This window comes from Veillonella sp. VA141 (assembly GCF_003992175.1).
Taxonomy (GTDB): Bacteria; Bacillota; Negativicutes; order Veillonellales; family Veillonellaceae; genus F0422.
On the sequence record NZ_RQVM01000004.1, the window covers coordinates 66180 to 87166 of the forward strand.

General features: G+C 38.9%; 20 protein-coding genes and 1 tRNA gene. 18 read left to right on the forward strand and 3 right to left on the reverse strand.

Annotated elements, in window-relative coordinates:
- Window positions 1-8 precede the first annotated feature (8 nt).
- The 10 genes from EO112_RS05430 (at window position 9) to EO112_RS05475 (ending at window position 10319) form a co-directional block, all read left to right on the forward strand.
- Window positions 9-908, forward strand: a complete 900-nt coding sequence (locus EO112_RS05430) for a hypothetical protein (RefSeq protein WP_127010968.1) — start codon at window positions 9-11, stop codon at window positions 906-908.
- Window positions 909-920: 12 nt separating this feature from the next.
- The gene (locus tag EO112_RS05435) at window positions 921-1382 is read left to right on the forward strand and encodes a CBS domain-containing protein (RefSeq protein WP_009353341.1); all 462 of its coding nucleotides are present in this window, start codon (window positions 921-923) and stop codon (window positions 1380-1382) included.
- 99 nt (window positions 1383-1481) lie between these two features.
- Window positions 1482-2810 (forward strand): trigger factor, encoded by a 1329-nt coding sequence (tig, locus tag EO112_RS05440; RefSeq protein WP_009353430.1) that lies wholly within the window; start codon window positions 1482-1484, stop codon window positions 2808-2810.
- Window positions 2811-2850: 40 nt separating this feature from the next.
- A complete protein-coding gene (clpP, locus tag EO112_RS05445; RefSeq protein ID WP_197413483.1) occupies window positions 2851-3444 on the forward strand; it encodes an ATP-dependent Clp endopeptidase proteolytic subunit ClpP in 594 nt (197 codons plus the stop codon).
- 12 nt (window positions 3445-3456) lie between these two features.
- A complete protein-coding gene (clpX, locus tag EO112_RS05450; RefSeq protein ID WP_127163335.1) occupies window positions 3457-4680 on the forward strand; it encodes an ATP-dependent Clp protease ATP-binding subunit ClpX in 1224 nt (407 codons plus the stop codon).
- A 91-nt stretch (window positions 4681-4771) separates the two neighbouring features.
- A complete protein-coding gene (gene lon, locus EO112_RS05455; RefSeq protein ID WP_127163337.1) occupies window positions 4772-7081 on the forward strand; it encodes an endopeptidase La in 2310 nt (769 codons plus the stop codon).
- Window positions 7078-7770, forward strand: coding sequence for a ribosome biogenesis GTP-binding protein YihA/YsxC (gene yihA, locus EO112_RS05460; RefSeq protein ID WP_009353280.1), 693 nt, complete (start codon window positions 7078-7080; stop codon window positions 7768-7770). Before lon ends, yihA begins: the two co-directional genes overlap by 4 nt.
- Complete coding sequence (locus EO112_RS05465; RefSeq protein ID WP_127010966.1) at window positions 7767-8738, forward strand: polyprenyl synthetase family protein; 972 nt, start codon at window positions 7767-7769, stop codon at window positions 8736-8738. Before yihA ends, EO112_RS05465 begins: the two co-directional genes overlap by 4 nt.
- 1 nt (window position 8739) lies before the next feature.
- A complete protein-coding gene (gene tatC / locus EO112_RS05470; RefSeq protein ID WP_062401520.1) occupies window positions 8740-9594 on the forward strand; it encodes a twin-arginine translocase subunit TatC in 855 nt (284 codons plus the stop codon).
- A gap of 77 nt (window positions 9595-9671) precedes the next feature.
- Window positions 9672-10319, forward strand: coding sequence for a PepSY domain-containing protein (locus EO112_RS05475; protein WP_127010965.1), 648 nt, complete (start codon window positions 9672-9674; stop codon window positions 10317-10319).
- 45 nt (window positions 10320-10364) lie between these two features.
- On the opposite strand, the gene queC is transcribed toward EO112_RS05475, so the two are convergent.
- On the reverse strand, window positions 10365-11048 hold the full coding sequence (gene queC / locus EO112_RS05480; protein ID WP_127010964.1) for a 7-cyano-7-deazaguanine synthase QueC: 684 nt from the start codon (window positions 11046-11048) through the stop codon (window positions 10365-10367).
- A 102-nt stretch (window positions 11049-11150) separates the two neighbouring features.
- Here queC and trmB point away from each other — a divergent pair, with 102 nt between their 5' ends.
- The 3 genes from trmB to uraA are packed head-to-tail and all read left to right on the forward strand — an operon-like array spanning window position 11151 to window position 14529.
- Window positions 11151-11825, forward strand: a complete 675-nt coding sequence (trmB, locus tag EO112_RS05485) for a tRNA (guanosine(46)-N7)-methyltransferase TrmB (RefSeq protein ID WP_009353360.1) — start codon at window positions 11151-11153, stop codon at window positions 11823-11825.
- Complete coding sequence (locus EO112_RS05490; RefSeq protein ID WP_009353268.1) at window positions 11812-13215, forward strand: FtsW/RodA/SpoVE family cell cycle protein; 1404 nt, start codon at window positions 11812-11814, stop codon at window positions 13213-13215. The genes trmB and EO112_RS05490 overlap by 14 nt, the downstream gene beginning before the upstream one ends.
- A gap of 36 nt (window positions 13216-13251) precedes the next feature.
- Window positions 13252-14529 (forward strand): uracil permease, encoded by a 1278-nt coding sequence (uraA, locus tag EO112_RS05495; RefSeq protein WP_127010962.1) that lies wholly within the window; start codon window positions 13252-13254, stop codon window positions 14527-14529.
- Between the two features lie 437 nt (window positions 14530-14966).
- Here the strand turns inward: uraA and EO112_RS05500 are convergent.
- Window positions 14967-15055: transfer RNA gene (locus EO112_RS05500), tRNA-Ser, on the reverse strand.
- A gap of 289 nt (window positions 15056-15344) precedes the next feature.
- Between EO112_RS05500 and EO112_RS05505 the strand changes: the two genes are divergently transcribed.
- The 5 genes from EO112_RS05505 to EO112_RS05525 all read left to right on the forward strand — a co-directional run bounded on the left by EO112_RS05505 (window position 15345) and on the right by EO112_RS05525 (window position 19664).
- Window positions 15345-16553: an MFS transporter gene (locus EO112_RS05505; RefSeq protein ID WP_062401530.1), complete on the forward strand. Its 1209-nt coding sequence runs from the start codon at window positions 15345-15347 to the stop codon at window positions 16551-16553.
- Between the two features lie 230 nt (window positions 16554-16783).
- The gene (locus tag EO112_RS05510; RefSeq protein ID WP_009353425.1) at window positions 16784-17230 is read left to right on the forward strand and encodes a universal stress protein; all 447 of its coding nucleotides are present in this window, start codon (window positions 16784-16786) and stop codon (window positions 17228-17230) included.
- A 52-nt stretch (window positions 17231-17282) separates the two neighbouring features.
- Window positions 17283-18710 (forward strand): DUF2157 domain-containing protein, encoded by a 1428-nt coding sequence (locus EO112_RS05515; protein WP_062401532.1) that lies wholly within the window; start codon window positions 17283-17285, stop codon window positions 18708-18710.
- Entirely contained in the window at window positions 18707-19333 is a 627-nt protein-coding gene (locus EO112_RS05520) for a hypothetical protein (RefSeq protein ID WP_062401534.1), read from the forward strand. Before EO112_RS05515 ends, EO112_RS05520 begins: the two co-directional genes overlap by 4 nt.
- A 34-nt stretch (window positions 19334-19367) precedes the next feature.
- Window positions 19368-19664 (forward strand): metalloregulator ArsR/SmtB family transcription factor, encoded by a 297-nt coding sequence (locus EO112_RS05525; RefSeq protein ID WP_009353411.1) that lies wholly within the window; start codon window positions 19368-19370, stop codon window positions 19662-19664.
- A gap of 247 nt (window positions 19665-19911) precedes the next feature.
- Here EO112_RS05525 and EO112_RS05530 read toward each other — a convergent pair whose 3' ends face one another.
- Window positions 19912-20892 (reverse strand): AEC family transporter, encoded by a 981-nt coding sequence (locus tag EO112_RS05530; protein WP_062401536.1) that lies wholly within the window; start codon window positions 20890-20892, stop codon window positions 19912-19914.
- Window positions 20893-20987 lie beyond the last annotated feature (95 nt).

Genomic DNA, 20987 nt, shown 5'->3' on the forward strand with positions numbered 1-20987 from the left:
AGATATGCATGGCAAGTGCAATTGAAAAAGGAATTACTTATGTGTCAGCGGATATACAGGAACTACCCTTGGAGGATCCTGAATTTATTGGGCATTATAAAACAGAATTAACCGAAGGGAAGGAAGATATTCTTGCCATTGAAGGTGAAATCCAAAATTTGGTACAAGGATATGAGGCGCTCTTTGTCGAATTAAAAGAAATAGGGCAATCTGAGACATTAGACGAACATCATAGTATGGTTAGGGATAATATACGTGAGTATAAAAATGTGACAGCTACGATTTGTACCGTTTTAGATACCTATATAGATATGGCTAATATGATTCATCAAATGGAAACTTCTGGTGGTAATCCTGCCTATTTATTGCATCGTAAACAAGAATTATTAGAACAGAATGTAGAATTGAATAAAATTTTTGATCGTGTAGATTATTATATTTCTACAGTGGTGGATATGCTTGCAAAGGAAACAGATGTGGTAAAAGCTATGCTAGAGAGCAAGCACACTGTATCTGAAGAGGAGACTGTGCATATTTTATTCCTACATCAGACAGCATTGAGTACTTGTGTAGATATCAATAAATTGTTAGTGGAACGATTACAATTAATGGTACCTCGCCTCGAAGGGTTACGAGAAGATGTGATGAAAGTACAGGTTCATTCTGTAACAAATGATGTAGAAGAACGTAGAAAGCGATTGCAAGAATTACGTCAACAAGCGAAAATAGAAGATGTAACAGATTACGTGGATTTAGAAGGGCAATATCGTCATGCTTATGATGAGGAAGGAAACCACATCGGAACTCAAGAAGGGGGCGATGGTGGTAACCGTAAAAGTTTGACTGCCATTTTGGTTGTAACAGCGATAGTGATTGCTATCTTTGCTGCATATGTATATATGAAATAGGAGGATTTAACCATGACATTACAAGAGATTATGAACAAATATCCAATTACTGTTGGTAAAGATGAACAAATTACAAATGTAGCTAAATTGATGGTAAAACACAATTTAACAGCCATTGCTGTCGTAGATGAAGAGAATAAATTAATCGGTATTGTGTCGGAAGGGGATTTGTTGTATAAAAAAGTTCGTCCTCATGCGCCACATTATATCAATATCTTAGGTGCTAATATTTATTATGGTGGCATCGGTGAATACGATGGACAATTTAAAAAATTAATGGCTACTCATGTTGAAGAAATCATGACTACAGAAGTGATTACTGCCTATGCAGATGCAGAAGTAGAAGTGACTGTAGGAGCTATGGTAGAAAAGCATTTAAAAAACTTACCAGTTGTTGATGATGCATATCATCTAGTTGGTATGGTAAGCCGTCATGATATTATGAAACTTATTGCTGAAGAACAAGGTAAATAGGGAAATAATTGCACTATTGACAACTTTATGATAATATTAAGAATGCAATATTAAAACTTATAATTTGGGTGTACTATACCCTAAGGAGGAAATAGTTTCATGAAAGCAACTGTAACTGCTGTTGATCAGCACAAGGTATCTATTACAATCGAAATTCCAGCGGAAGATGTGAAAAAAGGCTTTGCACAAGCTGTAAAACGCATCGCTGGTCAAGTTAATATTCCAGGCTTCCGTAAAGGTAAAGCACCTCGTAAAATTTTGGAAATGAACTATGGTAAAGAAGCTATCGCTGAAGAAGCGTTTGAATTATTAGCAGGTCGTGCTTATACAGAAGCACTTCGTGAAAATGAAATTATTCCTGTTAGTGAGCCAGAAATCGATCGTGAACAATTCGAAGAAGGTAAAGATTTGATTTTCAAGGCTACAGTAGTTAAACAACCAGAAGTTACATTAGGCGACTACAAAGGCTTAGAAGTAGAAAAACAAGATGCTACTGTTACTGACGAACAAGTAGAAGAACAATTAAATAATATCCGTAGCCAACAAGCTAAAATGGTAGCAGCCCCAGCAGATGCAACTGTACAAAAGGATGATTTTGCAACAATCGATTTTAAAGGTTTCATCGATGGTGAAGCATTTGATGGTGGTGAAGGTAAATCCTACCCATTACAAATCGGATCTGGCAGCTTCATCCCTGGCTTTGAAGATCAATTAATCGGTCACAAAGCTGGTGAGGATGTGACTGTCACTGTTTCTTTCCCAGAAGACTATTTCGTAGCAGAATTAGCTGGTAAAGAAGCAAAATTTGAATGTCATATCCATGATATTAAACGTAAAGAATTGCCTGAAATCACTGATGAATTCGTACGTTCCGTATCTGTAGGTCAAGGTAAAACTGAACCAGCATACAATACAGCAGAAGAATTCAAAGCAGATCTTCGCAAACGTATGGAAGATGATGCTGCACGTCGCGCTATTGACGCATACAATGCAGGTTTAGTGGAACTAGCTGTTAAAAATGCAACAGTAGATATTCCTGAAATCATGATTGAAGACCGTGCTGAGCAAATGGTTCAAGAATTAGCAATGAATCTTGAAGGCCGTGGTTTGAAATTGGAAGACTACTTAAAATTCTCTAACAAAACTATCGAAGCATTACGTGAAGAAAATAAAGCCGCAGCAGCTGAAAACGTTCGCGCTGACTTAGTATTAGATGAAATTGCAAAAGCAGAAAACGTTCAAGTTACTCCAGAAGATATGAACTATGAAATCTTTGCTATGTCCCAACAATTTGGTGCTGACCCTAAAGAAGTATACGATATCATTGTAAAAGAAGGTCGTGTATCTATGTTAGCAAGTTCTGTAGCACGTAAAAAAGCAGCTCGTTTCATCATAGAGAATGCTAAAGGTGCTGAAAAAGCTGAATAATTGCTAATGCAGGTACATGTATAAGAGGTGTTAGATGTCTATGTATGTGCCAATCGTAGTAGAGCAAACTGGTCGTGGTGAGCGATCCTACGATATTTATTCTCGTCTATTGAAAGATCGAATTATTCTATTAAGTGGCCCCATTGATGATACGGTAGCAAATAGTATCGTAGCGCAATTGCTGTTCTTAGAATCTGAAGATCCAGATAAAGATATTCATTTATACATCAATAGCCCAGGTGGTGTGGTAACAGCAGGTATGGCGATTTACGATACTATGCAGTACATTAAACCTGATGTGTCTACAATCTGTGTAGGCTCAGCGGCTAGTATGGGTTCATTGTTGCTCACAGCGGGAGCACCTGGTAAACGCTATGCATTGCCTCACTCTCGTATTATGATTCACCAACCATTGGGCGGTGTCCAAGGGCAAGCTTCTGAAATTGAAATTCATGCTCGTGAGATATTGCGTTTGCGAGAAGAATTGAATGGCGTGTTAGCACATCATACAGGTCAGCCTATTGAGGTGATTGCACAAGATACAGATCGTGATAATTTCATGTCTGCAGAAGATGCAAAACGATATGGCTTAATTGATGAAGTGTTAACTCGTCCATCTTCAACAGAAAAATAAGGAGACAGGGGTTTGAATAAAGACGATAAAGAAAGACGTTGTAATTTTTGTGGTAGAGCAGAAACAGAAGTCGAACGATTAATAGCGGGCCCTAATGTATTCATTTGTAATGAATGCATTGATGTATGCCAACATATTATTGAGGAAGACAAAATTGAAGAACTACCGGAGACGTTTGATTTAAACGATATCCCGACTCCAAAAGAGATTAAAGCTCATCTTGATCAATACGTAATTGGTCAAGATGACGCTAAAGTTTCCTTGGCTGTAGCCGTATATAATCATTACAAACGTTTGCAACATGATAATGTCATCGATGATGTGGAACTACAAAAGTCCAATGTATTATTTATTGGACCTACTGGTAGTGGTAAAACATTATTGGCTCAAACATTAGCAAAAATGTTACAAGTACCATTTGCTATGGCAGATGCTACTAGTTTGACAGAGGCAGGCTATGTAGGGGAAGATGTAGAGAATATTCTTCTTAAACTGATCCAAGCTGCCGACCATGATATAGAGCTAGCTGAACGCGGTATCATCTACATTGATGAAATCGATAAAATTGCTCGCAAATCAGAAAATCCGTCTATTACTCGTGATGTATCTGGTGAAGGGGTACAACAAGCATTACTGAAAATCCTAGAAGGAACAGTAGCCTCTGTGCCACCACAAGGGGGACGGAAACATCCAAATCAAGAGATGTTACACTTAGATACAACAAATATCTTGTTTATTTGCGGTGGTGCTTTCGATGGCATGGAAAAAGTGATCACGAAACGAACTGCGAAAAAAACATTAGGTTTTGGTGCAGACATTCAAAAGAAAGAGGAACAAGATGTAGCCTCTATTTTAAAAGAAGTCGTACCAGAAGATTTACAAAAATTCGGATTAATTCCTGAATTTATCGGACGATTGCCAGTGATGGTTACGCTCAGCCCACTTGATGAAGAGGCATTAATTAAAATTTTGACAGAGCCTAAAAATGCATTGACTAAGCAATACGAAAAAATGCTGTCTTTAGATGATGTAAAATTAGTCTTTGAATCAGATGCACTCCATGAGATTGCGAAAGAAGCCTTAGAACGCAATACGGGAGCACGCGGATTACGGGCCATTATCGAAAAAGTTATGAAACGTGTGATGTATGAAGTACCATCTATGAAAGATGTAAAAGAATGCATCGTAACAGATAAAGCGGTTCGTGGCGAAGAAGAGCCAATACTCAATAAATGAGTCCACGCTGAAGAAATCAGATAGTAAAGGCAAAGAAACTCATTTCATAGGCGGAATGGGTTTCTTTTTATCATATAGTACTGGGGGTTCAATGGAAACTAAACCTATGACATTACCGATGGTTCCCTTACGTGGAATGGTCGTATTTCCCAAAGTAGTAACACAATTAGATATTGGTCGTACTACATCTGTACAAGCTGTAAAGGCAGCTATGGATAAAGATCAATATTTAGTGGTATCTACTCAAAAAGATGAAAGTATCGAAAGTCCTACATTAGAAGAGTTAGGTCGTGTAGGGACAATTGTTAAAATAAATCAAATGCTTCGTTTGCCAGGTGGTGTAGTTCGTATTTTAGTAGAAGGTGTGACACGTGTTAACATTGATACTATTCTAAGTACTGAACCTTTTTACGAAGCCGTTGTAACACCATTAGAGGTTATTCATGAAGACCCAATGGAAGAAGAAGCATATCGTCGCATTTTGCAATCTAAATTTGCTCAATGGGTAGAGGTTATTAAACCAACAACAGATGAAGGATTGGACCAAGTATTAGGCAGTGCTGATGCTAGTGAATGGGCAGATCAGGTAGCCTTTCTTGTACCTATCCAAACAAAGGTGCGTCAAAGCATTTTAGAAGAGTTATCTGTTAGCCGTAGATTGAATATGGTAGTTGGTGTATTAAATACAGAACTGCAAATCAATGATATGGAAAACTCTATCAATAACCAAGTTCGTCAATCTATGGAAAAAGCACAAAAAGAATATTTCTTGCGTGAAAAGATTCGTATTATCCATGATGAATTAGGTGACAAAATGGATCCTGATCAAGAGGCAGAAGAGTTACGAGAAGAGCTAGCGAAACTAGAGTTGCCAGAGGATATCCATAATCGTATCGACAAAGAGATTACGCGATATAGTCGTATGCCACAAATGATGCCAGAATCCAATATTTTGCGTAATTATATTGATTGGTTATTGCAGCTCCCTTGGAATACACTGTCTGATGATCGCTTAGAATTGAAAGAAGCCAGCGAGGTGCTTGATGGTGACCATTATGGTTTAGAAAAAATCAAGAAACGGATTCTAGAATTTTTGGCAGTGCGCAAGTTATCTGGTAAACAAGGCGGTTCTATTTTATGTTTAGTAGGGCCTCCAGGGGTGGGTAAAACATCCTTGGCTAGTTCCATTGCAAAAGCAATGAATCGTAAGTTTATCCGTGCTTCCTTAGGTGGTGTTCGAGATGAAGCTGAAATTCGTGGCCATCGTCGTACCTATGTAGGCGCCTTGCCTGGTCGTATGATTCAAGGACTAAAGAACGCTGGTACTCGAAACCCTGTATTCTTGCTTGATGAAATTGATAAGTTAGCGTCTGATTATAAAGGGGATCCATCCTCTGCCTTATTAGAGGTGTTGGACCCTGAACAAAACAGTACATTCAGTGACCATTACATTGAAATTCCATTTGACTTCTCTGATGTATTTTGGATTACCACTGCTAATGTAGCAGGGAATATTCCTAGACCATTATTGGATCGTATGGAAATCATCGAGCTCAGCAGCTATACAGAGGAAGAAAAACTAGAAATTGCTAAACGCTACTTAGTGCCAAAACAAATTGAAAAACATGGTTTACAAGAGCAAGGAGTGAAACTATCCGATGCCGTGTTAAAACGTGTGATTTCAGAATACACTCGTGAAGCTGGTGTACGGACCCTAGAAAAAACAATTGCTAAAATTTGCCGTAAATTGGCATTTGCTGTGGTTACAGAAGGTGAAAAAGCACCAAAAGTAACGATAAAGAATTTGGAAGATTATTTAGGTACCCCTAAATTTGTAGAAGAGTCTCGTGAAAAACAAGCTCAAGCAGGTCTTGTATATGGTCTTGCTTGGACCTCTGTAGGTGGCGTGGTATTGCCATGTGAAGCGACAACTATGCAAGGCACAGGGAAATTAAATTTAACCGGTAGTTTAGGCAAAGTGATGCAAGAATCTGGTCAAGCGGCTATGTCCTACATTCGTCATCGTCAAAAAGAATTGAAATTGCCAGAAAAATTCCATAAGGAACTGGATATTCATGTGCACTTACCAGAAGGGGCTACGCCTAAAGATGGCCCATCTGCAGGGATTACGATGACCTTGGCTATTGTATCTGCGTTAACCGGTAGAAAAGTACGATCTGATATTGCCATGACAGGTGAAATTACTTTACGTGGTAGAGTCTTGCCAATCGGTGGTTTAAAAGAAAAATTATTAGCTGCACTTCGCTATGGAGTGAAAGAAGTGCTTATTCCTGAAGGTAATAAAAAGGATATTCAAGACTTACCAGATATCGTAAAAGAAGGATTGCTTATTACTCCTGTAAAAACGATGGAACAAGTATTAGAAAAGGCATTACTATGAAGAAAAAACCAGCAGTAAAACGCCATCCAAAACCAGTGTATACTAGAAAAGAGATAACAGGTCCACGCATCATCGCAGCAAAATATATAGCGTCTGCGGTGAAGGCGGATCAATACCCAGAAGGTGATACCATTGAAATCGCCTTCTTGGGACGATCCAATGTGGGAAAATCTTCTTTGATTAACTCTTTATGTAATTATAGAGGATTAGCACTGGTCAGTGGTACGCCGGGTAAAACGAAAACGATCAACTTTTTTAGTATAGAATCAAAAGAAGATTTACCAGATGATATGGAACGTCGTTTTGATTGGTTCTTAGTGGATTTGCCAGGGTATGGATATGCTAAAACAGGTGGCTCCAATACGAATATTTGGTCTTCTTTTATTGCTAATTACATTTTACAAAGCGAACGGATGATGCTACTTTGTTTACTCATTGATGGGCGTCATCCAGAGTTGCCCATTGACCAGGAGGCCTTTGATTGGTTGCAATCACACGGAGTACCTTTACAAATTGTGGTAACAAAAGCGGATAAGTTAAAAATGAATGAGCGACAAAAACAGTTAAAAACTATTGAAGAGCGATACCCAACAGGGTATCCACCAATTTTGTACAGCTCTTTAAAGCATACAGGTCGTGATCGTTTATTAGCACGTATTAATGCAGTCTTATTGGGGGAAGAGGAATGAGTATTCTTACAGATGCACAAATGAAACTGCGCGTATCTAAAGATTTAGAGCGTGTAGAAACATATTTGCAACAATCTCTACAAACTGGTGCAGAAGATTTTAATGCACTCATTCGTCCTCTTTCCGCAGGGGGCGGCAAGCGATTACGGGCGCAATTGTGTTTGTTGATTGCTTTGAGTGGAGATTCTAATCAAGAAGATAGAGTGCGTATGGCGGCAGCTATTGAGATGCTGCACTTGGCTACACTCATTCATGATGATGTGTTAGACCAAGCAGAAGTACGCCGAGGAGTTACGTCTATTCATTGCACAAAAGGCAATAAAGTGGCGATTCTTAGTGGAGACTATTTATTTGCTAAAGCATTTGGTATTGTAGCTGAAATCGGGTCCATTCCATGTTTAACCATTTTTTCTGAAATTATTTCTGCCTTGGTAGAAGGCGAATTTATGCAAATGGAAGATGTGTACCGATTAGATCAAGGTACAGAAAGATACCTACTAAAAACACAAAAGAAAACAGCAGATTTCATTGAAGGTTGCTTAGCATTAGGTGGCATTCTTGGTGGATGGTCAGAGGAGCATATTTCATTATTGCGCACCTATGGTCATGGTTTAGGCATGGCTTTCCAAATTACTGATGACGTAATGGACTATCGTGAGCAAACAGTCACTACAGGTAAGCCAGTCGGTAAAGATGTAAAAGAAGGTATTTTGACCTATCCTTTATTGTCTGTCGTAACTCCTGACAATACAACGCATGTAACGAATATGATTGAAGACATTCGCAATGGAAAAGATACAAAGGAATTGATGGAGTATGTGACGGCTAAAGGTGGTATCGATCAAGCCTTAGCTCTTGAGGCAACATATCGTAAACAAGCGGAGACAGCCCTACAACAACTACCATCTTTCAAAGGAAAAGATATTTTGCAAACTGTTCTTGAGAAATTGTCGAACCGTAAGGTGTAGTATGAAAGAATTTCAAGTAAAAAACTTTGAAATGAGTGCCAAACGTCCATCCTTGAATAGTGTCATAGAACAAAGAAAGCGTCTTGCTCAACAACAGGTAGAGCAAGACGCCTTGTTGCAACAGGATACCTATACAGAAACAGAAGCGAAACTTATGCAAGAGGCGTCCTCCATGTCTGTGGTGGATCACTTAAGTGAACTTCGCACACGTTTAGTAATCGCTATAGTGGCAATTATTATAGGTACCTTGGGGGCGTACTATTATGTGGAAGATATTCTGCAAATTTTAGTGGCACCAGCAGGAAAATTATATTATACAAAACCAACAGAAGCCTTTTTTACATATATGAAGATTTCCTTAGTAGCAGGTTGTATTGTATCTAGTCCTGTATGGTTTTATCAGATTTGGGCTTTCATTGTACCGGCCTTGTCGAAAGGCGAGAAGAAGGTCACTTTTATGGTGGTGCCTACAGCGGTGGTCTTATTTGTGGTAGGTGTACTATTTTCATATTACTTAGTATTGCCTATGGCTATTCAGTTTTTTATTGGCTTTGGTACAGATGAATTACAACCATTATTTTCTATAGGGCAATATATCGATTTTGTGATTGCCTTTATTTTACCCTTCGGAATTACGTTTGAACTGCCGCTTATTTTGATTGCTTTGGGTGTACTGGGTATTCTTTCATCTGATCGATTACGGGAATATAGGAAAATGTTTATTCTCTTGGCTTTTATTATCGGTGCAGCTATTTCTCCGACCCCAGATATGTTATCACAAACTATGATTGCGGGACCTATGATTTTACTCTATGAAATTAGTTATGGTGTATTACGATATATTGTAAAAGTATGAGCATTTGGTTCATATTATGTTCATAATTATAGTGTATACTGATTCAGAGACTAATTAGTGTATATAAAGGATGTAATATGAGACGAAAAATAATCATAGGTATCCTGAGTATTTGTGCTATTATATCTGCTGCAGTAGGCACATGGTATTGGTATAATGCCAAGCAAAATAGTATATCTATGGAGTCCACATCGATGGATGCGGACACTGTTAAGCTAAAAAAGGTGGCTTTACCAGAAACAAAAGTTGTGCCCACAACAGATAAGGTAGAAGCTAATGATGGACCTGACCCTATTATGGTAGATGCCAAAGGGGCAGTTAATCTGTATAAAAAACAATATCCAACGGCGCAAATTAAAGGGATAACCTTTGCAGAACAAGATGGACGCAAAAGCTACGAAGTAGCAGGTGTTTCTTCGGAGGCTGGTCATAGTGTGATGATTGATGCAACCACTGGCCAAGTTCTAAGTGCAGAAGTAGATACAGCACCAGAAAATTTAAAAGAATCTACAGCTATCGACTTAGGAAATGTAATTAATCCTGATGAGGCAAAGCAAGTGGCTATTACTATTTTAGGTAGTAGTGCTCGTCTAATACGATGGGAACTTGAAACAAAAGAATATGTGGCTAGATACCATATGGTATTAGATGTGAACGGTGACATTATGCATGTTGTTATTGATGCTAATTCCAGTCAGGTAATCGAAGTGACTAAAGAAGGATAAAAGCTATTCAATCCAAAAAGGTTGAATAGCTTTTTTGTGTTATTTCTATTGTAATAATGGATCTACCATACCATTATCAGTGAAAGCTTGTTCTCTATCACGGCATGTGCCACATGTATGGCATGGGGTAGAGCCGCCTTCATAACAAGACCAGGTAAGGTGGTAAGGAACCTGTAAACGCAATCCTTCTTGTATGACTTGGGATTTGTTCATATCATTGAGAGGAGCATAGAGGCGCACTTTGTTATAAGAACCGATGTAAATGGCTTCATTCATATGATGGTTGAAGTCAGGTCGACAGTCTGGGTACGCATTGCCTGCAGCATCATCAGCATGGGCGCCGATATAGATGGTCACTTCTTCCTCTGGATATAGACTGAGAGCTAGACTAGCCGCCATGGATAAGATTAAGCCATTTCGGAACGGCACATAGGTGGATACTGAGCCGGTTTGGGCAATTTGTTCACCATAGGTACGGTGATCGATGCTTTCAGTAGAAGAAGATAAGAGGGACGAGTTGGAATAGGACATTACCTGAGTCAGGTCCAGTTCATAATGAGGAATACCATAATAGTTGGCAATGGCTTTGGCGGAATCTAATTCTTTTTTATGCTTTTGCCCATACCAAATGGACAAGGCGCTCACATTGTCTGAGCCAAGGGCGTCGATGGCCATAGCTAAGCAAGTGGTGGAATCTACCCCGCCACTGGATAATACTAATGCTTTCATAGGAAACCTTTCATGGAAATAAAAAAATTATAAGTGAGTACTGACATAGAACAGATGATGTACTATAATAGTAAGGATAAGATTGTTATAAAAGGAGATAGTATGCGTTTACGTAGAAAACCATGGATTGATGAAGCAATCCTAGAATATAATACATATACTGTACTAGAGAATCACGAAGTTTTCAAGGGAAAATGGCGTGAAAGTTTTGCAGATCCATCTAAACCTTTATATATGGAATTAGGGACGGGAAAAGGCAAGTTCATTGCTGGTATGTGTGAAGCCCATCCAGAAGCAAATTTTGTGGGCTTTGAAGTGCAAATTGGAGTGCTATACTATGCCGCTCAAAAGTTATTTGAACAACAAGCTGAGAATGGTAAAGTGAGCTTATTTGATATTGCGGGGATTGAAGAAGTAGTAGCACCAGGAGAGGTAGACCGGTTCTATATTAACTTCTGTGATCCATGGCCAAAAGCTAAGCATGCGAAACGTCGATTGACCTATCACACCTTCCTAGATCGATATGCACGATTGTTGAAGGAAAATGGAGAAATCCACTTTAAAACAGATAATGAAGGCTTGTTTATGTTCTCTTTGGAGGAGTTTACAAACTCTGGTTGGACATTAAAAAATGTAAGTTATGATTTACATAGTACGGATATGCCTAATGTGCGCACAGAATATGAGGAAAAATTTAGTGCCAAAGGGCAGCCAATTTTCCGCTTAGAGGCTATTAAGCCAGCTAAAGGAAGTGATACGACAGATGCAGGAAAATAGTCATACTTCATCTAAGCCATCATCTAGTGTATGGCAAAATATTCGATCTTTTTATCGTAGTATTATTAAGCATGATGGACAAGGTATATTAGTGCCTCTTTTTGGGATTATTTTAATAGGATTTTTTAATGGTTACAGTGCTACCTATACTACGACCCTACAAGGGGGAGATAATTGGAAACCATTTTGGTTCTTATTAGGTAAACAACTAGTCTTTCTAGGGGCTGGTATTCTTGTAGCCTGGAGATTCTATTTGTTTGATTACCGTAAATGGGCAGACTCAAAGGTACAACTAAAGATGTTTTTGTTTTTACTCTTTTTGTTGCTCATTGTATTTTTACCCTTCTTAGGGCATGGCGCTAATGGTGCGCGACGTTGGATTGGATTGCCTTATGGAATGACATTACAGCCATCTGAATTTGCTAAACTAGCAGCTATTATTTGGGCGGCCTATAGTATTGATAGACATGTGAAAAAGCATGGGAGAATGTACTTGTATGAATATTATGATTGGGGTGGGAATACACGGTTACATGGACTTTGGAGTTGGTGGAATCGTGTCATAGGAAAACTAAATGCCCTGTGGAAGGCCCTGCGAGGTACACCGGGGATATTTCACCCTAACTTATTAGTGCCAGCTGTATTTACAGTTCCTTTTGTGTATGCTTTCATTACTATGTTTCAACCAGATATGGGAACAGCTGTATTAATTTTCAGTTTTCCCGTGATCATGACCTTTTGCGTAGGCTATTATAAAGGGCATAGGAAATATCTAGGTATAGCATTTGGTGTTGTACTAGCTATTGCGTATCCCTTAATTGCTTTTGTGTCCTATCGACTGGATCGGGTTCGTGCCTATTATGATCCATGGTCAGATACTACAGCTAATGGATATCAAGTGACACAGAGCATACTGAGTGTGTCGATTGGTGGATTTTGGGGCGAAGGCTTTACAAAGGGAATTTCCAAATATAATTATTTGCCAGAGGCTCATACAGACTTTGCTTTTTCTATTTTCTCACAAGAATTTGGCTTATTAGGTGTGTGCTTGGTTATCTTTTTATTTCTTTGGTTTACAAAATATGGACTTTCCATTGCTCGTCAATCTAGAGATTTATTAGGTCAAGTATTAGCGGTAGGTCTTACATTTTTTATTACAATTCAAGCATTTTTTAATATTGCTATGGTGGTGGGAATGCTACCAGTAACGGGGGTACCTTTACCATTTATCAGTTATGGGGGATCCTCTTTGGTGACAAATTTTGCTGTCATAGGAATATTATTAAATATTGCGCGCCGTAATGAATATGCACGCAAACAAATAGGAACGACACGTCATTTGCCGTCCATTGGCGAAGAAACGCGCCATCGTTTTCAACCTAAGTCTTAATGTTTTAAGTGTGATTCACACAGAAAGAGATGCACCATGAAAGATTTTATTGATGTTCACGAACGCCCGTCTTTCGCTAAGTTATTGCCACTTAGTTTTCAGCATTTATTTGCTATGTTTGGGGCTACTGTATTAGTACCATTCTTATTGAAAGTTGACCCAGCGACGTCCCTGTTCATGAACGGTATTGGAACTATTTTATACGTATTAATTTGTCAAGGAAAGATTCCTTCCTATTTAGGTTCTAGCTTTGCTTTCATTGGACCAGTAGGTGCTGTGGTAGCCTCTGGCATGACCTATGGAGCAGCACAAGGTGGTTTTATTGCCTTTGGTGTGTCTTTTATGCTATTGGCTTTGTTAGTTAAATTCATTGGTATTAAATGGATTGATGTATTATTCCCTCCTGCCGCAATGGGCGCGATTGTTGCGGTTATCGGTTTAGAAGTTGCCCCTGTAGCTATGGGTATGGCAGGTATCATTGGAGATCAATGGCAAAGCTTTGGCATGACTCATGAGCAAGCGTTATTTTTATCCTTATTTTCCTTATCTGTGACAATCTTGGGCACCGTATTATTCCGTGGATTCTTTGCAGTGATTCCAGTATTAATTGGTGTGGTATCTGGCTATGTAGCTGCTGCAATCATGGGAGTAGTAGATTTCGCAAGCGTAGCCAATGCTCCTTGGTTTGCATTCCCTCAATTCTATGAGCCAGAATTTAATATCAATGCTATCCTAATGGTTATGCCAGCTTTATTCGTAGTATTTGCAGAACATGTGGGTCATATTGTAGTAACAAGTAATATCATTGGTCGTGATTTAATGAAAGATCCAGGATTGAGCCGTTCTTTATTTGCAGATGGTTTATCTAATGTGTTATCCGGTTTATTTGGTGCTACACCGAATACAACATATGGAGAAAATATCGGTGTTATGGCGATTACACGTGTATTCAGTACCTTCGTTATCGCTGGTGCAGCAGTACTTGCTATCTTGTTCTCCTTCGTTGGTAAAGTTGCAGCTTTAATCCATGCTATCCCAGTTCCAGTAATGGGTGGTGTAAGTATTTTATTATTCGGTATCATCGCTGCCTCTGGTTTACGTATGTTGGTAGAACGTAAAGTGGATTATACAAAATCTTCTAATCTAATTTTAACCTCTGTAGTACTAGTTATCGGCTTGAGCGGTGCTAAATTAGCAATCGGCCCAGTGGTACTGCAAGGTATGGGATTGGCAACAGTAACAGCCATCTTATTGAGCGTTATCTTTGCTATCTTCCGTAAAACAGGACTTGGAAATGCGGAACTCAAAGACTAATCTTGCTCCCCTATGTAGCCTGTGGCGTTATTAATTGAATATGATAAAAAGGAAGAGCACGGTATACTCCTCACAAACGGTATTTCATAATGTTTGTTCGGAGCACACCGTGCTCTTCTTGTGTTTGTGTCATGTAGATAGTAAGGGTCGCCACGAGGCTACTACGCATAACTGCGATTCTACGGGGGAAAGAGCACGGCACATTCTTTCAGAAACGGTATTTCATAATGTTTCTTCAGGAACATGCCGTGCTCTTTTAGGGCATATGTAATTATGATATAAATGAACGTGACATTATCATAGTTTGTTTACAGCACACCGTGCTCTTCTTGAGTTTATGTAATGTAGATAGTAAGGAGCGCCACAGGGCTACTACGCAGAACTGCGATTCTACGGGGAAATAAAAAAGCTGTTATCATGTTGATAACAGCTTATTGTGGCGGAGAGGGTGGGATTCGAACCCACGGCCCCTTGCGGAGTCACTGGTTTTCAAGACCAGCTCCTTAAACCACTCGGACACCTCTCCAAATATAAAAACTAGGTATAGTCTATCATTGAACTAGACCTTTTGTCAATCAGAATATGATGTATATTTGTAGTGCTTATTTTAGAAGAGTTTTTTCAAATACTCTGAAGAATAGGTGTTATGAGATACGCATGAATTATTGTAGTATGCTGTCATACTAGCTTTACACTATGGAATCAGTCAAAGTATAATTAAAGAATACAGATGTGAGATTAAAGTGCATATGTTATAATTTTATGCAGATTAAATCTGTATAAATAGGTTTGTGGCATTCCATAGGAGGTATTACATGAAGAAAGGGTTTACTCTTACACAAACAGGTATACTACTGACTTTGTGGTTAACGTTTTTGTTAAGTTTTGTGATGCGCTTATCATGGTCATCGTTGATGCCAATCGTAAATGAAGCGTTACATTTTACAGCGCAACAAGGAACGTCGTATTTGACGGCTTTTTATTTTGGTTATGCATTGACTGTATTACCAGGAGGGCTGTTAGCGGATCGATTTGGCTATCGTAAATCTATCTTAGGTAGTTTAGTGGCTATGGCTATTGTAACGGGGCTTATGAGTACTGTGCAAAGTTATGAATATGGCTTAGTGTTGCGCTTCTTATTAGGTATTGTATCAGGCCCTGTACAATCTGCTTGTTTGAAAGCTATTGGAGAGCATTTCAGTGCAGAACAACGTGGTACCGCTGTAGGTATTTTCATGAGTTGTACATCATTTGGGATTACCGTGGTTAACGGATATGCACCATTTGTGGCTGTTCATTACGGATGGCAAATGGCATTTTTAATTACCGCTTTATTGCCATTACTAGTATTCTTTTTAGCTTTGTTTACGGTGAAAGAAGTACAAGCTTTCAGAAAGAACCATACAGTAGAAGTACAAGGAACAGAGCCACGGTGCATGTCATTAGCACAAAGCTTACGTTTTGTAGGAACAAACCGCAACATTTTATTGTTAGCAGTGATGGGATTTTTCGCAACAGGCACTACTTGGGGTGTTACCACTTGGGCTAACTTGTATTTAGTGAAACAATTGCATGTGACACCTATCTTTGCAGGCGCTATTATGAGTATTTACGGTATTGCAGCAGTGATTGCCAAACCGACTATCGGATTCATTTCAGATAGAATTTCTTTACCACGTAACTATTTAGCGGCCATCGTTATGTTTTTGTTCTCTCCAGCTTTGCTAATCTTTGCGAACACAACCAATCCAGATATGTTATACATTACAGCCCCTCTATTAGGTATGGGAGCATTTATGTATAGCCCATTAACCAATGCTATCATTATCCAAGCAGCACCACCAGAACTAAGAGGTACCACAGCAGGGTTCGTAAATCTATTTAACCAAATTGGCGCACTCACAGCACCTATCATTTTGTCCACAGTATTAACAGCTACTGGCAATTACCAAACAGCCTTAATGGCATTGTCCATCTCCCCAATTATTGGAGCTATTTTATTGTCATTAATTCGACTAAAATAAGACTATACGCTTTTATGAGTTATTCCTTATAACTTTGAGGAATATAATGTAAAAGTGGCATGTCCAAAGAACACCATAAAGATATCATCGTGACGCAAGTTTCATTTGCGAAGATTCAGATTTTGTGAGACAATAAGAGTAAAGAAAAGGAATTTTCAAGTCTATGTCGAATTATAGTGATATAGGCAAGTTACATAGTAGCACAGTGACAATATGGAGGAGGTCTTACTATGGTGGAATATAAAAAAATAATTGTTCCTGCAGATGGATCGGAAAATGGTAAAAGAGCGTTAGAACATGCATTGGCAATTGTTAAACGTAATGATGCGGAATTGATTTTAGTGCACGTAGCAAACATTGTATCCGCAATTTCTAATTTTGACCAAACTCCAATCAGTGGTGGTTATGTATCTGAACAAATTGCTGAAGATATGGAAGAAACAGGTAAAAAAATCTTGAGCGAAGTAGCAGAAGAGGTACCAGCTGATATGAAAGTCAAATGCGTCTTTGAAGTAGGGTCTCCTGGACCTGCTGTATTAGCGGTAGCTAAAAAATATGATGCAGATTTAATTGTTATGGGGAGCCGTGGATTGGGACCTTTAAAAGGTTTATTTATGGGTAGTGTAAGTAGTTATGTAACTAGTCATTCCACATGTCCAGTATTGATTGTTAAATAATAGGATATAAGGCTTTGTTCTCTGAGCAAAGTCTTTTTTTATGGAGAGGCATATGAATGTAAAACATATACATTGGTTGCACAAAGAGCTTGACCAATGGAAAGAAGAGGGAATTATTTCAGAAGAACAGAGCCATCAGCTACAAGCAAAGTACGGTTTTATCCCTAAAGAGGGCCCATCTTGGACACGATTAATTACAGTGTTAGCTGGAGCTATACTTATTTTGTTGGGAATTATTTTGCTTTTTGCGGGATACTGGTATGGTTTTTCACCTAATGGACGATTTGATTGGTCCTTGGCAATCTTGTTATTAGCTATTGCTGTGGTCGGTGGTGGTGTATGGAAAGCAAAGCCAGCTAGCATGATAGCAGAAAGCATTACTGTTATTTATATGGGACTGTTGACAGCCACTACTTTGTTGGTAGCAGATACTTTCTATACAGGCGAGCATATGGGGCTATATGTGCTTATCATTCTTTGCTGTGCCTTGCCGATTATTTATGTCTTGGATTCGGCTCTAGGTATGATTTTGTATCTTATTGGTGTATTGGGGTGGAGTTTTTCTAGCCATCCTTTAAATACTTGGGTAGGGCCTGTAGCAGTGGGAGGACTTTTATTAGTAGCAGTACCATACTATATCCGTAGATTTGGTAAGTATCAAGGGTCGAAAGATTCCTTGTTAGTATCTGTATCTTGGGCCTTTATTGGTGCCATTTTTGGTGAAGTATTCTTCATCTTATCCACCTATGAGCCACAAATGAATTTATTTTTTATTAGTGTATTAGGCGCCGTTACCTACGGCTTAGGCACATTAGAAAAGAAAATTGCCCTTTTAGCACTTCCTTGTAAAGGTATAGGTGCTATTGCTCTGTTGTACACCATTGTGGAAGGTACTTACATTAGTACATGGATGCGCATTGGTGAAAGCACTATGGCATGGTGGCTATGGTTTTGCATGGTATTGAGCTTAGGCATAGCAGTTCTTGTATTGCGTCGTTTAGTATTAGCTAAGCGTATTGAAAGCACTATCGGATTGATTCCTTTTGTAATCTTTGGATGCTATGTGGTCACTGTCTCTGGGGCGACACCTATTTTGACGTCCATCCTATTTAATACATATATTTTAGTAGCAGCTTTAGGGACTTTTATTCGTGGCACCTTGGTGAAAAAGGTAAGCTTATTGAATAGTAGTATTTTGACGCTAATTGCTATGTTTGGTGCTCGATTCTTTGATCCTAGCTTTACTTTTGTGGAGCGAGGTGTATCGTTCTTAGTGTTAGGGGGCATTGTATTAGGTATCAATGCCTTATATTTATGGCGTAAACGACTACAAAGGGTTAAGGTAAATCAGCGTGTTCGACAAGCTCGTCGTCAGTCAACAGATCCAACAGTGGAGGAATTCACGTTAGGAGAGCAAGTTATATCAAAGGACGTGAAAGTAGTAGACTCTGAGGGTGTAGTGAAGGAGGAAGAACGATGAGATATCAAAAATGGATTGTCTTTGCTCTGGCTGCTATCGTTGCCTTGCTGAGCCAGTTCTACATTCAACAACGTTATACAACTTTGCTACAAGGTGGTACAGAATATCAATGGCCTGTGAAAGTAAGTCGTCACATCGGTTGGGTACCTTCGGACTATTTAGAAGTGGAATTTTTAGGAGCTTATGCCAATTGGGAAGGTAAAGAGACCCCAGAAGTAGGTCATGAGGTATATGTCATTGTCACACCTAAACAGTCTGGTGTATTACAAGTTGTATCAGCCACAGATGAAACACCGAAAGATCAAGAATATATTCGGGCTAATGTAAAGCGATTTGACCATGGAGTGGTGGAGTTTTCCATTCCTTTCAATCGTGTCAAAGTAGACCTTAGTAAAGTGGATAAAAAATTCTATACGAATTATCGTGGGACATTGATTGGTACTATGAAATTACGTGATGGATATGGGGTAGTTACTGGTGTCTATGCCAAAGGTGTACCCTTAGAATTAGCCACCCCAGAGAGCGTAGTGGATCAAGAAAAAGATTCTCGTGTTCTTTTGGAAAAAATTGGTGATACAGAACAGGAAAAAAATGATATAATAGTAATACCAAACTCTAATTAGAGAGAATGGATTACTATATGATAGCGAGGTTAAGATGGAAACAAATCAACAAGAGTTGGAAACACAATTGTTAGCTGAACTATTCAAGGTCCTAGGGGATCCAACGCGGTTGCGTATTGTTAGACATCTGCTTCAGAAAGAAATGTGTGTAACTGAAATTGCAGATTCTATGGATATGGGCCAGTCAGCTATATCTCATCAGTTACGTGTGTTGCGTCAAGCAAGACTTGTAACATTTAGAAAAGAAGGAAAAACAGCTTGGTATCGATTGAATGATGACCATGTTATCGTGTTAATTCGTCAAGGATTAGAGCACGTAGGGCATCAATAAGTACAGAGCATGTAGGAGGGTTGCGAAAGCAGCCCTTTTTGCATGTAAAAAACTATCTAGCAATGTATTGTTAGATAGTTTTTTAGAGTTTTATGCTTTTATGGCAGAGTAGGGTATCGCATTGTTTTTGTGTAGTGGTACTGATTTAGACTATTGACTGCTATACAGTTACATAGCAGACATAGACTGTACCTGTATACGTTAATTTGTTTACTATATCAAGTGAATTGACGCACCAAAGTGTTAGCTATAAGGGGAATACATAGTATGCCAATAATATAGCTAGAGGCATAGTAAAAGAGGAAAGAACTGTAGTGGCTAGTACAATTTGTGTAGCTAGTTCTGGATTGTTGTTCATTTCCACAGCCATAAGAGCGGTATTTACAGCTGATGGGACTGCGTAAGCGATGATAATACTTTGCGCTGCAATAGCACTTAATGGTGTGTAGTACATAGTTACAGGAAGTACTACGATGAGGGCCAACAGAGGACCTGCAATTAACCGTAGAAAAGAAGTAATCATCACATCTTTCTTGATGAAGTTCCAAGGTGTACGGTTCAACTGTACTCCTAGGGTGAGCATAGCTGCGCCTACAAAGCAACGACCGAAAATATCTAAGGGCCCCCATATAATGGTTTGCGTGAAGTCGATAGGGATATAATAATGGGCGATAATCGAGATAGGCACACAATACATAATAGGAATATGTAAGATGGTACGCAAAGATTCTGCGGTGGTTAATTTCCCTTTGCCAGCTTGATAGAATCCTAAAGAATTACAGAACACAGTTTGGATAATAAAAGTAGCGATAATGGCGATAACCCCATCATGTAAATAGGGGGTAGATCCATCGATGATGTATGGATCATTGGCAAAGACGAAAGTCCCTAAGGCTACTCCTAAGTTACCAATGTTGGAAAACATCACTGCATTGCGAACAATTTCTGTTTTTCCTAAGTCATAGCCTTGCCATTTTGCTACGATGCCAGCTAGGGCGGAGTTGGCAAATAAGATAATGAAAGCACAGGCGAATATTTCAAAACTTTCATGGGTTAAATTGGTGACATAAAAAGATTTTAGAATATAGGCTGGTAAAAATAAATAAAAATTTAGTTTGCTTAGCGTTCGTAAATCGAGGTGAAACCATCGGTCTAAGAGAACCCCCATTAGTGTGAGTAATAGGATGGGGACGATACTAGTGAGAATGATGTGAAAAAATAATTCCATAATGCATAGCCTCCTTATGTAGTATAGTTGTCACATCTATTGTACCACATGTGACTAAAATTATTTGGCGCAGTGTTGTTTTTCTAGTATAATGA